Origin of the sequence: Thalassospira sp. (assembly GCF_048059015.1) — a bacterium.
In the GTDB taxonomy this organism is placed as follows: Bacteria; Pseudomonadota; Alphaproteobacteria; order Rhodospirillales; family Thalassospiraceae; genus Thalassospira.
The window spans coordinates 236,774-250,000 of sequence record NZ_JBLLNT010000003.1 but is presented as its reverse complement, the minus strand read 5'-3'; the positions used below and the strand labels follow the sequence as shown (position 1 = coordinate 250,000).

Sequence of the window (13,227 nt, the reverse complement as noted above, 5' to 3'; positions counted from 1 at the left end):
GGGTAGTTTGACTGGGGCGGTCGCCTCCCAAAGAGTAACGGAGGCGCGCGATGGTAGGCTCAGGCTGGTCGGACATCAGCTTAAGAGTGCAATGGCAAAAGCCTGCCTGACTGCGAGACTGACAAGTCGAGCAGAGACGAAAGTCGGTCATAGTGATCCGGTGGTCCCGCGTGGAAGGGCCATCGCTCAACGGATAAAAGGTACGCCGGGGATAACAGGCTGATACTCCCCAAGAGTCCACATCGACGGGAGTGTTTGGCACCTCGATGTCGGCTCATCACATCCTGGGGCTGGAGCAGGTCCCAAGGGTTTGGCTGTTCGCCAATTAAAGTGGTACGTGAGCTGGGTTTAGAACGTCGTGAGACAGTTCGGTCCCTATCTGCCGTGGGCGTAGGATACTTGAGAAGAGCTGTCCCTAGTACGAGAGGACCGGGATGGACGCACCTCTGGTGTACCGGTTGTTCCGCCAGGAGCATCGCCGGGTAGCTAAGTGCGGAAGGGATAACCGCTGAAAGCATCTAAGCGGGAAGCCCCCTTCAAGACTAGGTATCCCTATCAGATCCCTGGAAGACCACCAGGTTGATAGGCTGGGTGTGGAAGCGCAGCAATGTGTGAAGCTAACCAGTACTAATTGATCGATCGGCTTGATTGATCCCTCTTGCTACTGTCCTGCATATGACTTGCGCAGCGGTAAAATCAGCAAGACCAATACAATACGCACCAAAATTAGTTCACGATCTTAGAAATATCCGATCTCTTCGCTGTGTTTTGACGGCCCGGTGGCCATAGCGGCCGGGAACCACCTGATCCCATCCCGAACTCAGAAGTGAAACCAGCCTGCGCCGATGGTACTTTGTCTTAAGGCACGGGAGAGTAGGTCACCGCCGGGCCTTCTAAACACAGCAATTCATATTTCCTATGATACAGACATCAAAAACCCTCGATCTTTGTGATCGAGGGTTTTGTCGTTTCTGGATCATGTGAAAGTTCATTGATTCAGGCCTGAGACATCATGTCGCGGGTGTGAAAACCGAAAGTCAGGCAAAAAAAGAGGGATCAGATGCTGCGATCTGATCCCTGGGCGAGTTGAAGTCCAAACTTAGATAGAGTGTTCGATCGACAGGCCGGCAACCGGGTTAGCTGCGTGGTTTCAGGTTTTCCGGGTCATAAAGTGGGGTATAGCCAATACCAACGACTTCGACCGGATAGATTTCATCGAAGTACGAGATCGTCAGCTTGCGGCCGACCTCGCAATAGTCCCATGGGAGGTAAGCAAGGGCGATGTTCTTGCCGATGGTCGGACCATAAGCAATCGAGGTCGTGTAAGAACGACGGCCCAGCTCATCAATCAGGGTCTTGCCGGTTTCCGGATCCATGACCGGAAGTTTCCCGACCGGATAACGTGCAACACCCTTGGCATCGACATTGTCGGTCATGACCAGCGTGCAGAGCATTGCCGGCTGATGTTCGCGTTCACGATATTCAACATGCTTGGCTTTACCGCGGAAGTCGGCTTCCTTGACTTTCGGACGGGCAAGGGCTGCTTCAAGCAAGTTGTATTCTGTGTGCAGATCGGCGTTCTGAAGACGCAACGATTTTTCCAGACGGCGTGAGTTGGCATAGGTTTCAACACCCACAGCCATCACACCGATACCCCGCAGCGCATCCCATACAGCAAGGCCGTCTTCATAACGCATATGAAGTTCCCAACCCTGTTCACCGACATAGGAAATGCGGAAGGCCGAAACCGACTTGCCCGCAATCTTGATCTGACGGATTGCCGCAAACGGGAAGTTTTCGACATTCAGCGCTTCTGGATCCTCGACAACCTTCTTAAGGTTCTCACGCGCATTCGGGCCCCAGATACCAATGGTGGTGAAGTTTTCTGTCACATCGGTGATGGTGACTTCCCAACCTTTATCCTGAGCCACACGACGCATGTAGGTTAGATCACGTGGGCCAGCATCGGCACCATTGACCAGACGGCAACGGTCCGCCATGCGGAAGACGGTGAAGTCGGCGCGAACCATGCCTTCATCATCAAGCATGTGGGTATAGATACCCTTGCCGATATTGGCATCTCCGCCAACCTTGGCAGCACAAAGCCATTCCATCAGTTCAACATGATCCGGGCCTTCGATGTCGGTCATGTGGAAGTGCGACAGGTTGATGATGCCGCAATCGTCACTAAGGGCAAGCTGTTCTGCGTTTGAGACGCGCCAGAAGTGACGGTTGTCCCATTCGTTTTCACGGACCGGCACACGATCGGCGTATTTTTCCAGAAGGTGCTCATTGGCAGCATAGCCATGCGCACGTTCCCAACCGCCAAGCTCCATGAAGTAACCGCCCAGTTCGACTTCGCGCTCATAGAACGGTGAGCGACGAATGCCACGCGCATTGGCGAACGGCTCACGCGGGTGGACCGGCGGGTTATAGATCTTCTTAGCCGTCTCGTAGCAACGGTCGTGGATATACTGTTCGTTCAGCTGGAACTTGTTAAAGCGCGAGAAGTCGACAGAGGCATGGTCGATATGGGTGCGTCCATGGGTCATCCAGTCGGCAATCAGTTTGCCCATACCCGGTCCGTCTTTGATCCAGATACCAACAGCATACCAAAGGCCGCGCAGGTTCTGACTTTCACCCATGGATGGGCCGCCATCGGCCGATGACTGCAGCAGACCATTGAACGAGTGGCTTTCGTTAAAGCCAAGCTCGGTCAGGATCGGGGTCAGTTCCATGGCGCGTTCAAGCGGCTCGATCACGTCTTCAAGCTCAAGATCGCGCTGGGACGGGGACAGGCGTGCCTGATCCTTTTCAAGGATGTCGCGCGGATGAACAAGACGCGGGTTTTCTTCGTAATAATAGCCCCATTCGATCTGGCCACCTTCGGTGCTTTTGGGATCACCCGTGTCGCGCATATAGGCCGAGTTGCCTTGGTCACGGAGCAGCGGATAGCCGATCTCAACACCGGTTCCTTCGAACTGGTTGTACGGCCCAAAGAAGGTCAGCGGATGGTCAACTGGCATGACAGGCAGGTCTTCACCCGCCATTTCGGCAATCAGGCGGCCCCAAAGACCGGCACAGACAACCACATAGTCGGCGTGAATGGTGCCGCGTTCGGTGACAACGCCCTTGATGCGGCCATCTTCGGTGATGAGTTCAAGTGCCGAGGTGTTGGCAAAAATCTTGAGCTTGCCGGTTGCTTCGGCCTGATCGATCAGTTTGCCGGCAACGGTCTGGGAGCGCGGGGTGACAAGACCAGCGTCCGGGTCCCACATTGCGCCCTGAATCTGGTCTTCTTCCAGAAGCGGGAATTTTTCCTTGGCTTCGGCAGCAGAGATGATTTTGACGTTGGTGCCAAATGCCTTGCCGGAATCAACGCGGCGTTTGAGTTCTTCCATGCGCTGGTCATCACCGACGCGGGCGACTTCAAGTCCGCCGATACGCGCGTAGTGGCCCATCTTCTCGTAGAAGTCCATGGAGTACATGGTGGTCCAGCAGGACAACAGGTCATGGCTGGTGGCATAGCAGAAGTCCGATGCGTGTGCGGTCGAACCGATATCGGTCGGGATACCGGATTTGTCGATGCCGACAATATCGTCCCAGCCATTCTCGATCAGGTGATGCGCGACAGAGGAGCCAACAATACCCCCGAGCCCGACGATGACGACTTTGGCCTTGCTTGGAAACGCGCTCATTTAACTCATTCCTTCTATTCGAGACGATTGTCAGCTTTGGGCATTTATGAACGCAAGAGGGGACCGGATGCCCGGTCCCATGCGTGATTGAAGATCAGATGGTGAAGACGACAGTCCGATGTTTGTTCAACATCACGCGACCTTCAAGGTGATATTTCACGGCACGTGCCAGAACGCGGGCCTCGATATCACGGCCGGTGGCGACAAAGTCGTCCGCCGACATGGCGTGGTTCACGCGTTCGGTTTCCTGTTCAATGATCGGGCCTTCATCAAGATCAGGTGTGACATAGTGTGCGGTTGCACCGATCAGTTTCACGCCACGCTCATATGCCTGATGATAGGGCTTTGCGCCCTTGAACGACGGCAGGAACGAGTGGTGAATGTTGATGATCATGCCATAGAACTGGCTTGAAAGTTCGTTGGTCAGAACCTGCATGTAGCGGGCAAGGATCACGAGCTCGGAATTGGTTTCCTTGATCAGGTCGGCCAGCTTGGCTTCCTGTTCAACCTTGTTTTCCTTGTTCACCGGCCAGTAATGGAACGGGATACCTTCCTGATCGGCGATGCGGCGCGCGTCTTCGTGGTTGGACACGATCGCGGCAACCTCGGCATCAAGCCAGCCGACCTTGATTTGATAGAGCAGGTGAAGCATCGCATGGTCGAATTTCGAGACCATGATGATGATCTTTGGTTTGCGTGTTGCAACGTCGACCTTGAGCTTCAGGTTAAAGCGATCAACTGCCGGGTTGAGCGACAGAATGACCAATTCCTTGGTCACATCTTCAGGGGTGGCAATTGCCACGCGCAAGAAGAACTGGTTGGTTTGACGATCAAAGAACTGGTTGGATTCAATGATGTTCGCGCCACGTGTTGCCAGTGCGGATGTAACGGTTGCTACGATCCCGGGCTGGTCATCACAGGCAATGCGAAGAATGAAAGAAGTGTCGCTCACTGGATTGGTTCCATTTCAAAAGGGACAAGCAGCCAAATTACAGCTGGTTTTCAAGTTCCGGCAGAACATCAAAAAGATCGCCGACGATACCATAATCAGCAACCTGGAAAATCGGCGCCTCTTCATCGGTATTGATCGCAACAATAATCTTTAGTCCTTCATACCCGCCAGATGCTGGATCGCGCCGGAAATGCCACAGGCAATATATAGGTCCGGTGCAACCACCTTGCCGGTTTGACCGACCTGAAGGTCATTTGGTGCGTAACCCGCATCAACAGCTGCACGTGATGCGCCAACGGCTGCACCAAGCTTGTCTGCAAGCGGGGTGATGACGGATTTGAATTTTTCTTCCGATCCAAGGGCACGGCCACCCGAAACAATGATCTTGGCCGAACCAAGTTCGGGGCGGTCATTATCCGAGAGGATGTTTTCCAGGAACGAGGATTTGCCGCTGTCAGCTGACGCATCAAGGGTCTTGATCGCAGCTTCGTTTGAACCGGCTTCGGTTGCAGCAAAGCTTGAGGTGCGAACAGTGATGACCTTTATCGCATCCGTGCTTTGAACGACTTCAACAGCGTTACCGGCATAGATCGGACGTTTGAAGGTATCGGCATCAACAACGTCGATAATTTCAGAAACCTGCATGACATCAAGCAGGGCCGCGACACGTGGCAGGATGTTTTTGCCATTCGCCGTTGCCGCAGCAACGATGGCGTCATAATCACCCGCCAATGAGACGATCAGATCAGCTGCATTTTCAGCAAGCTGGTTTTCCAACGCATCACTCTCAGCAACCAGAACCGAACGCACACCCGTAAGGGATGCAGCAGCCTTGGCAACGTCGCCGATGGCTTTGCCTGCGACGAGAATATCGATATCACCACCAATCTTGATTGCAGCACTCAGCGCCTTGGCGGTCTGCTCGGAGAGGGTGACATTGTCATGTTCGGCAAAAAGAAGAATAGCCATTTCTTTGATCTCCGTGCGGGTCAGATGACGCCAGCTTCGTTTCTGAGTTTTTCGGTCAGTTCGGCGACATTGGCGACTTTAACGCCAGCCTGACGCTTGGCCGGTTCTTCAACGCGAATAACGCGAAGGCGCGGGGTGACGGTGACGCCGAAATCTTCAGAAGTTTTGGTATCAAGCGGCTTCTTTTTCGCCTTCATGATGTTTGGAAGCGACGCATAGCGCGGCTCGTTCAAACGAAGGTCTGCCGTAACAACTGCCGGAAGGCTGACATTGATTGCCTGAAGACCACCGTCAACTTCACGGGTGACTTTCGCACTGTCAGAACCCAGTTCAAGTTTGGAAGCAAAGGTTGCCTGCGACCAACCCAGAAGCGCTGAAAGCATCTGACCGGTTTGGTTGGCGTCATCATCGATGGCCTGTTTGCCCAGAACGATGACACCCGGCTGTTCTTCGGTCGCGACACCCTTAAGGATCTTTGCGACGTCGAGCGGTTCGACCGGGCCATCAACCGTAACCAGAATGGCGCGGTCGGCCCCCATGGCAAGAGCGGTACGCAGCGTTTCCTGAGCCTGAGCCGGGCCGATCGAAACGGCAACGACTTCATCAGCCTGACCGGCTTCTTTCAGGCGAACGGCTTCTTCAACCGCAATTTCATCAAACGGGTTCATCGACATTTTGACATTGGCAAGGTCAACACCCGTGCCATCTGCCTTTACGCGGATTTTCACGTTGTAATCCACGACCCGTTTAACAGGTACCAGTACCTTCATCATCTTTCCCTTCGCCACAGTCACGCGCAGAAAAAATATCTGCTCCGGGGTGACCAGCACCTGTGGGCTGGTCTTAAATATTTTAAGGAATGAAAGCCTTCTCAAGCTTCCCTGACGTCTGAATTATTTTCGTTTTTTGGATGCCGCTTCCCGGAAAGGAGCATCGAGAATTAGGGGAGGGAGGCATGGATCGGGGCGCGAATGTACTGTCTGGCCATATACCATCAAATTTTCACGAACCGATTTTGGAAGCTGCCGAGTCCCTTTGTTTCTCTTGCTTGTCCAATCTCAGTGGCGGTATCATGGTAGATAATCTGGCTGCTTTTTGCGCCAAAAAATAGAATGATTGCGTCAAACCGAGATTATCGCTACGACAAACAGAATAACCTTGTCTGTATCGGAGGGACCGATGCTCAAGAAGCCTGATCCAAGTGTCAAAGTTGCGCCGCGTTTGAATGTCGGGTTTATCCTGGCCAAACGCTTTACGCTCTGCGCGTTTGCGAACTTTGTTGATGTGCTCCGATTGGCCGCAGACGAGGGGGACCGAAGTCGCCCGATCCTGTGTAAATGGACCGTCCTGTCCGATTCCATAAATCCGATTTCTTCAAGCAGTGGAATCGCTGTTCAGCCCAAAGAACGGTTGGGCGACCCGAGACGATTTAATTATATCGTCGTGGTTGGCGGTTTGATGGATGATGCCGAAAAACTAAGCCCGGCCTATCAGGCGTTCTTGCACGAAGCGGCCGCCGCTGGCGTGCCGCTGGTCGGCGTCTGTACCGGTGTTTTCATGCTGCATGAAGCAGGTCTTCTTGATGGTTATCGCTGCTGTGTAAGCTGGTTCCATCATTCCGAAGTTGTCGAGCAATTCGAAGGACTTGATCCCGTTACCGAACAGATTTTTGTCGTCGACCGGGATCGTCTGACCTGTTCGGGCGGGGTGAGTTCGGCGCACTTGGCGGCGTATCTGGTCGATAAGCATGTCGGGCGTGCACAGGCCAATAAAAGCCTGCATATCATGATCATTGATGACGCACTTCAGGCGGAAAAGCCACAGCCGGGCATCCCGTTGGATCTGAAAACCCAGGATCAGATTGTTCAGCGTGCACTTCTGATCATGCAGCAAAATATCGACACACCGATTTCCGTTCAGGAAATTGCACGCAGGATGGGTAACAGTAAACGCCAGATTGAACGTCATTTCCGGTTGGCACTTGATACGTCGCCGCAGGTTGCGTTCCTTAATATCCGACTGGATTTGGCGCAGCATCTGATTGAAAACAGCCAGAAGTCGGTGGCACAGATTGCCGTTGATTGCGGGTTCTGTGAACTCATCACATCTCAGCCGCATGTTCCGGCGCCGCTATGGCTGCACGCCACAGGCACTTCGCCGTCCGGCCGATATGGAAATGGGCAGTGAAATGATCGCCGAACTGGCCGAGGCCGCAGATCAACAACCCGCCATGGCAACCTGATCCCAAGAATTTGATGCAGAAACAAAAACGCCGCCGAAGGGGTTCCCGTTCGGCGGCGTTTTCTTATGGTCTATCGGTGATTTGATATCACCGTGGTTCGCTTGCCAATCCGCGCCAGATCGCCACGCACATCACCAGAAGAACAATGGTGAAGGGCAATCCGGTTGAAATGACCATCGATTGCAAGGACGACAATCCACCTGCCGACAGCAGAAGAACGATCGCGACGATGCCTTCGAAGATGCACCAGAACACACGCTGCGGTGCCGGGGCATCGACCTTGCCGCCTGCTGCGATCGTATCGATCACAAGCGACCCGGAATCTGATGACGTCACAAAGAAGACGATCACAAGAACAATACCGACAAACGACGTGATTGCTGCAATCGGCAAAGCATCGAGCATGGTAAACAGCTGCAGCGGAAGCGCTGCTTCGGTAACTGCGGTGTAACCATCCCGTACGACCTGGCTGATGGCAGCGCCACCAAAGATCGACATCCAGATTACACAAACCAGTGATGGTACGAGCAGGACGCTGATGATGAATTCACGCACCGTACGGCCACGCGAAACGCGTGCGATGAACATGCCGACAAACGGTGACCAGCTGATCCACCAAGCCCAGTAGAACGATGTCCAGCCCTGCATGAAGTTGACATCATCACGCCCGATCGGGTTCGACAATGCCGGCAGGTACTGAAGATATGCACCAAGGAAATCAAGGATATCGGTAAACAGATGAACGGTCGGGCCCGCCACCAGAACAAACAGAAGCAGCAAGAATGCAAGCCCCATATTGATTTCTGACAGAAGCTTAACACCTGCTTCCAGCCCGCGAATGACCGAGAAGAGCGCAATCGCGGTAATGCCGACAATCAGGACAACCTGTGCGGTCGGGCCAATCGGCACGCCAAACAGCTTGTTGAAACCGGCATTGGCCTGTGCAGCGCCAAGACCAAGCGAAGTCGCAAGACCAAACAGGGTCGCAAAGACTGCAAGGATATCGATGATGTGGCCAGGCCAGCCCCAGACACGTTCGCCAAAGATCGGATAGAATGCCGAACGGATGGTCAGCGGCAGACCCTTGTTGTAGCTAAACAGTGCAAGGCTGAGTGCGACAATTGCATAGATCGCCCACGGATGAAGTCCCCAGTGGAAAATCGATGCTGCCATGCCAAGGCGGATGGCTTCTGCTTCGTCACCGGCCGCCGCACCAAGCGGTGCCCAGTCAGTACGAATGCCGTCTTCACCAACCGATGTACCACCAAGCGATGAGGCAAAGTGGCTCAGCGGTTCGGACACGCCATAGAACATAAGGCCAATGCCCATGCCCGCAGCAAACAGCATGGCAAACCAGCTTTTATAGGTGAAATCGGGTTTGGCATCCTTGCCGCCAAGACGAATCTTGCCATAGGGGCTAACGACCAGAACAAGGCAGAGAATGACAAAGATGTCAGCCGCCCCGATAAAGAACCAATCAAATCCTTTGGTTACCTTGGAAAACAGCAACGAGAAAATCTCGCTGGCCTGATCTGGCAGCAGAAGCGTGTATAGTACAAATGCAATAACCGACACGGCGGATACGGCAAAAACTGGGTTATGAATATCAAACCCGAATGGACCAACCGAACCTTCAATATTGTCCTGACCGATATTGTAATCGGTTTCGATCAGGCCCTCTGGGGCCGGTTCGGATGATGGGGTAGACAAGTCTTCTTTGGAGTCACGTAAGTCAGTCATAAAGCCTCCTCTCGTGGATGCCCGCCGACAAGTTTCGACAGGTGTTCGTCCGTCTGAAATTCTTGTTTGAGTATTAATTTTGGTCGCAAATATCCTGCCGCGCATGTCTGCGACATGAGCGTTGGGTAGTTCTATTGCGTGGCTGTTAAGGTCGAACCGGGCTTATGCCCTAAAGCTCGACCTCCACGTCGGAAAGAGGGGTGGAACAACAAATCAGGATCTTGCCCTGATCGATTTCCCTCTGGCGGATGCCACCACCATGTTGCATGTCAACTTCGCCAGACGTCAGTTTGGATTTGCAGGTGCCGCAAATACCACGCTGGCAGGAAGACATCGGCATCAGGCCTGCTTCGCGTGCGGCCGAAAGGATGGTCATGCCCGGGCTGCACTCGACGACATGTCCCGTTTTGCTGAAGCTGACCCGGAAAGTCTGATCGCTGATTTCCGGGGCCACGGAACTATGTTCTTCAATCGTACCAGCGGTTTCAGCCCCGAAATCGAAGCTTTCCTCGTAGTACTTTTCCATATCAAAGCCAGCTTCCTGGAGCATGGTGCGAACACCTTCCATGAAGCGGCCCGGACCACAGCAAAATACCTTGCGGTCCTTGAAGTCTGGGGTCATCAGCTGCAGCATCGGCAGGCTCAAGCGGCCCGTATAGCCCGACCATGCATGGCTTGCAGATGCGCTATCAACAGTTAGCGACACCTTCAGGCTGGGGTTCTGGGTTGCCAGAAGCGCCAGCTCATCGCGGAAGATAAGATCAGCCGGGGTACGTGCTGCATGCACGAAATGAAGATCGGTCGGTTCGGACAGATCACATGCGGTACGCGTCATCGACATCATCGGCGTGATGCCGCTGCCTGCTGAAATGAACAGTACCTTGTCCGCTCCGGTCGCATCGGTGGTGAATTCACCGCCCGGACCCGAAACATTCACTTCCTTGCCCGGGAGCATATTGTCATGCAGCCAGTTTGAACCCGGACCACCCGGGACACGTTTGACCGTGATTTCAACGCGGTACGGACGGGCCGCCGATGCCGAAATCGTATAACAACGCGTGATCATGCCTTCGACAGGCAGTTCAAACGTCATGTACTGACCCGGATAGAACCGGAATGCGCGCGGCTCACGACCGGAAAACACGAATGTTTTCACATCGTGGGTTTCCTGGCGAACCTGACGGCAAACAAGCACATCATCATTTTCCGGATCCCACAGTGGCACACGTGTCACTTCGGTCAGGATTTCTTCCGGTTTGATGTCGTCAGTTCCGGCATCGGTGGTGTTCTTCGCGGTCATTCTGCAGCAATCCCGGCTTTGGACATTCCGTAGTGATCTTCAAGGCGTTTAATATACCAGTCACAGAACGCTTCAACATGCGGTTCGGTGAACTGGGAATAGGGGCCCGGCTCATATGCAGGCTGTTCACTGCCGATCTGGGCCAGACGAACAAGGTCTGCATCCTGCTGGTTGGTCATGTTCCAGACATGGGTAAGGTTATCGAGGTTATAGTCCTCGTTCTCATGCGCATCCTTGTGCACGAGCCATGTGGTGCGCACCAGCGTGCGGTTCGGACCCAGCGGCAGGACCGAGAAGGTGACGATATGATCGCTCATGAAATGGTGCCATGAGTTCGGATGTGTCCAGAAGCTCAGGCCGCCAAGTTTGGCATCGGTGAACTGACCCAGAAGCTTTTTCGAGGCTGCCTTGGTATCAAGGGTATGAGATTTACCCTCACGCATCAGCGGCAGGCGCATGGTGCGGAAACCCGTCACGTTTGACAGGTGATCGGTCTCAGCAGACGGCAAGCCACATGCTTCCCAGCGCGCATGATCAGCCTCGATCTGGCCCAGATAGTTCTTCACATCCTGTGAACGACGCTGATCCAGTTCGTCTGGCGAGAAACCAAAACCGAATTCCGAAAGCGGCACGGTCAGCTGCGGATGGTTGCCTTCGCAGTGATAGCACTCGCGATTGTTTTCCATGGTCAGCTTCCAGTTGCCTTCCTCGATCAGTTCCGAGGTATGGGCAACCTTACAGTTGGCAAGGTCATGCGGTGCGATATACGGCTCCATCACGCGGGCCATTTCTTCGATATCGGCAGGTGCGTCCTTGGCAAGGCAGATAAAGATCAGACCGGCAATCGAACGGACATGAACGGTTTTCAGACCATGACAGGTCTTGTCAAACCCGCCACCCATATGTTCGGCCAGGATCAGATCGCCGTCTTCGTTATAGGTCCAGCCATGATAACGGCAGACAATGTTGCCGATTGTGGTGGCGCGCTCGTCAATCAGCTTGGCACCACGGTGACGGCAGACATTGTGGAAACCACGAATGCCCATGTCATCGCCGCGCAGCAGCAGAATGGATGCGCTGCCGACCTCGACCGTGATGCAATCGCCCGGTTCCGGAAGTTCCGGCTCAACCGCGACAAAGATCCAGTTCTGGCGGAAAATAACGTCCATATCGAGATCAAGGATCTCTTGCGCGTTATAAAAAGGCGCTTCGAGGCTTTTGAATTTCTCGCGACGAGCAACAAGCTCTTGAATGGCAGACGGTGAAAGCATGGTCGGGTACCTCGGCGTCAAATGTTGCCTGCATATGGGAACCTGCGCAAACGGTGATGAGTGCCGCAGGGCTCAAACTTTTACTAAAGAACGTTTAGAAACTTCATGCATGTGACACCTCTATATATCGGTGTCTTTCTTCTTTTCCTGGACGTAACCCTGAAAACGTAAAAGCGGCAGGGGTCCGCATGGCTGACGTTACGGTGTGCAGTACCATCTGCACGATCGGTAAAGAAAGACCCCATCTGGCATTTCATCGCACATATATTACCACGATTTTGCGGCATGTGCGGACATTTGCCCAAACACGAATTGGCAGTCACGTGCGTCGCACGGTCCGTGTCAGGGGCTGTCAAATGCACCCAAAGTCTCCCTCGTATATGTCGGCAGGTTACCTGCTCTTTGCACGTCTTGATTTCATATATGTGACGCTGAGAAAATCTATTTCGGAATGCTCCTGCGGGGGGAGAAAAGTTAAGTCACTTTCGCAGTAGGATTGCGACGAAATGTCTCGAACGTTGTTTTTTGATCGTACATGATGCCTTTGGCGTCGTCTGACAAGGCGTTAGCTGCGATCTCCATCACAACTTTACAGCATTCTGATGCATCTCACGGAACCGTGAGCGCGGATCAAAATCTCATCACATTCCTTTGATTTCTCGTGTGTGAATGGTGCAGTGACCGGATGCTTCTTGGCCCGTAGGCTAATCTCATTGCCGCAAGGTGATGTTCAATTAACCGAAGGGAAACGACAATGAAGAATGCATTGGTATTGGGCGCTGCTTTGACTGCCGCTGTATCGCTCGCCGCTGTTGAACAGGCATCCGCGCAGGGTGCCAAAGAAAAATGCTATGGCGTCTCGCTCGCCGGGCAGAATGATTGCGCCGCTGGTCCGGGTACGACCTGTGCTGGTACCTCGACTGTTGATTACCAGGGCAATGCCTGGAAACTGGTTCCGGCTGGCTCCTGCGAAGAAATGAGCTTCACCACGGCTGATGGCCGTGAAGTGATGGGAAGCCTTGACGCGCTTGAGCGCGATGTTCCCAAAGGCTGAT

The 13,227-nt window shown here is 53.7% G+C and carries 8 protein-coding genes, 2 rRNA genes and 1 pseudogene (1 of these 11 running past the window's edge); 4 read left to right on the top strand and 7 right to left on the bottom strand.

From position 1 onward, the window contains the following. Nucleotides 1–652, top strand: a 23S ribosomal RNA gene (locus tag ACMZ66_RS05030); it begins 2,093 nt to the left of the window's first position. Between the two features lie 123 nt (nucleotides 653–775). Further along, nucleotides 776–890 (top strand): 5S ribosomal RNA (rrf, locus tag ACMZ66_RS05025). A gap of 246 nt (nucleotides 891–1,136) precedes the next feature. Here rrf and ACMZ66_RS05020 read toward each other — a convergent pair. From ACMZ66_RS05020 to ACMZ66_RS05005, 4 genes and pseudogenes are all read right to left on the bottom strand, one after another. Next, the gene (locus ACMZ66_RS05020; protein ID WP_416935037.1) at nucleotides 1,137–3,698 is read right to left on the bottom strand and encodes a GcvT family protein; all 2,562 of its coding nucleotides are present in this window, start codon (nucleotides 3,696–3,698) and stop codon (nucleotides 1,137–1,139) included. A 94-nt stretch (nucleotides 3,699–3,792) separates the two neighbouring features. After that, nucleotides 3,793–4,650 (bottom strand): formyltetrahydrofolate deformylase, encoded by an 858-nt coding sequence (purU, locus tag ACMZ66_RS05015; RefSeq protein ID WP_416935035.1) that lies wholly within the window; start codon nucleotides 4,648–4,650, stop codon nucleotides 3,793–3,795. Nucleotides 4,651–4,687: 37 nt separating this feature from the next. Then, nucleotides 4,688–5,619, bottom strand: a pseudogene (locus tag ACMZ66_RS05010) (electron transfer flavoprotein subunit alpha/FixB family protein). A 20-nt stretch (nucleotides 5,620–5,639) separates the two neighbouring features. Then, nucleotides 5,640–6,389 carry an electron transfer flavoprotein subunit beta/FixA family protein gene (locus ACMZ66_RS05005; RefSeq protein ID WP_416935626.1) on the bottom strand — a complete coding sequence of 250 codons (750 nt, stop codon included), beginning with the start codon at nucleotides 6,387–6,389 and terminating at the stop codon, nucleotides 5,640–5,642. A gap of 409 nt (nucleotides 6,390–6,798) precedes the next feature. Here ACMZ66_RS05005 and ACMZ66_RS05000 point away from each other — a divergent pair, with 409 nt between their 5' ends. Further along, entirely contained in the window at nucleotides 6,799–7,806 is a 1,008-nt protein-coding gene (locus tag ACMZ66_RS05000) for a GlxA family transcriptional regulator (protein ID WP_416935033.1), read from the top strand. 142 nt (nucleotides 7,807–7,948) lie between these two features. Here the strand turns inward: ACMZ66_RS05000 and ACMZ66_RS04995 are convergent, their stop codons facing one another. The 3 genes from ACMZ66_RS04995 to ACMZ66_RS04985 all read right to left on the bottom strand — a co-directional run bounded on the left by ACMZ66_RS04995 (nucleotide 7,949) and on the right by ACMZ66_RS04985 (nucleotide 12,172). Then, nucleotides 7,949–9,601 carry a BCCT family transporter gene (locus ACMZ66_RS04995; RefSeq protein ID WP_416935031.1) on the bottom strand — a complete coding sequence of 551 codons (1,653 nt, stop codon included), beginning with the start codon at nucleotides 9,599–9,601 and terminating at the stop codon, nucleotides 7,949–7,951. A 169-nt stretch (nucleotides 9,602–9,770) separates the two neighbouring features. Continuing rightward, a complete protein-coding gene (locus tag ACMZ66_RS04990) occupies nucleotides 9,771–10,901 on the bottom strand; it encodes a 2Fe-2S iron-sulfur cluster-binding protein (RefSeq protein ID WP_416935029.1) in 1,131 nt (376 codons plus the stop codon). Continuing rightward, nucleotides 10,898–12,172: an aromatic ring-hydroxylating oxygenase subunit alpha gene (locus ACMZ66_RS04985; protein WP_416935027.1), complete on the bottom strand. Its 1,275-nt coding sequence runs from the start codon at nucleotides 12,170–12,172 to the stop codon at nucleotides 10,898–10,900. The genes ACMZ66_RS04990 and ACMZ66_RS04985 overlap by 4 nt, the downstream gene beginning before the upstream one ends. Nucleotides 12,173–12,926: 754 nt before the next feature. Here ACMZ66_RS04985 and ACMZ66_RS04980 point away from each other — a divergent pair. Continuing rightward, nucleotides 12,927–13,226, top strand: coding sequence for a DUF2282 domain-containing protein (locus tag ACMZ66_RS04980; RefSeq protein ID WP_416935025.1), 300 nt, complete (start codon nucleotides 12,927–12,929; stop codon nucleotides 13,224–13,226). Nucleotide 13,227 lies beyond the last annotated feature (1 nt).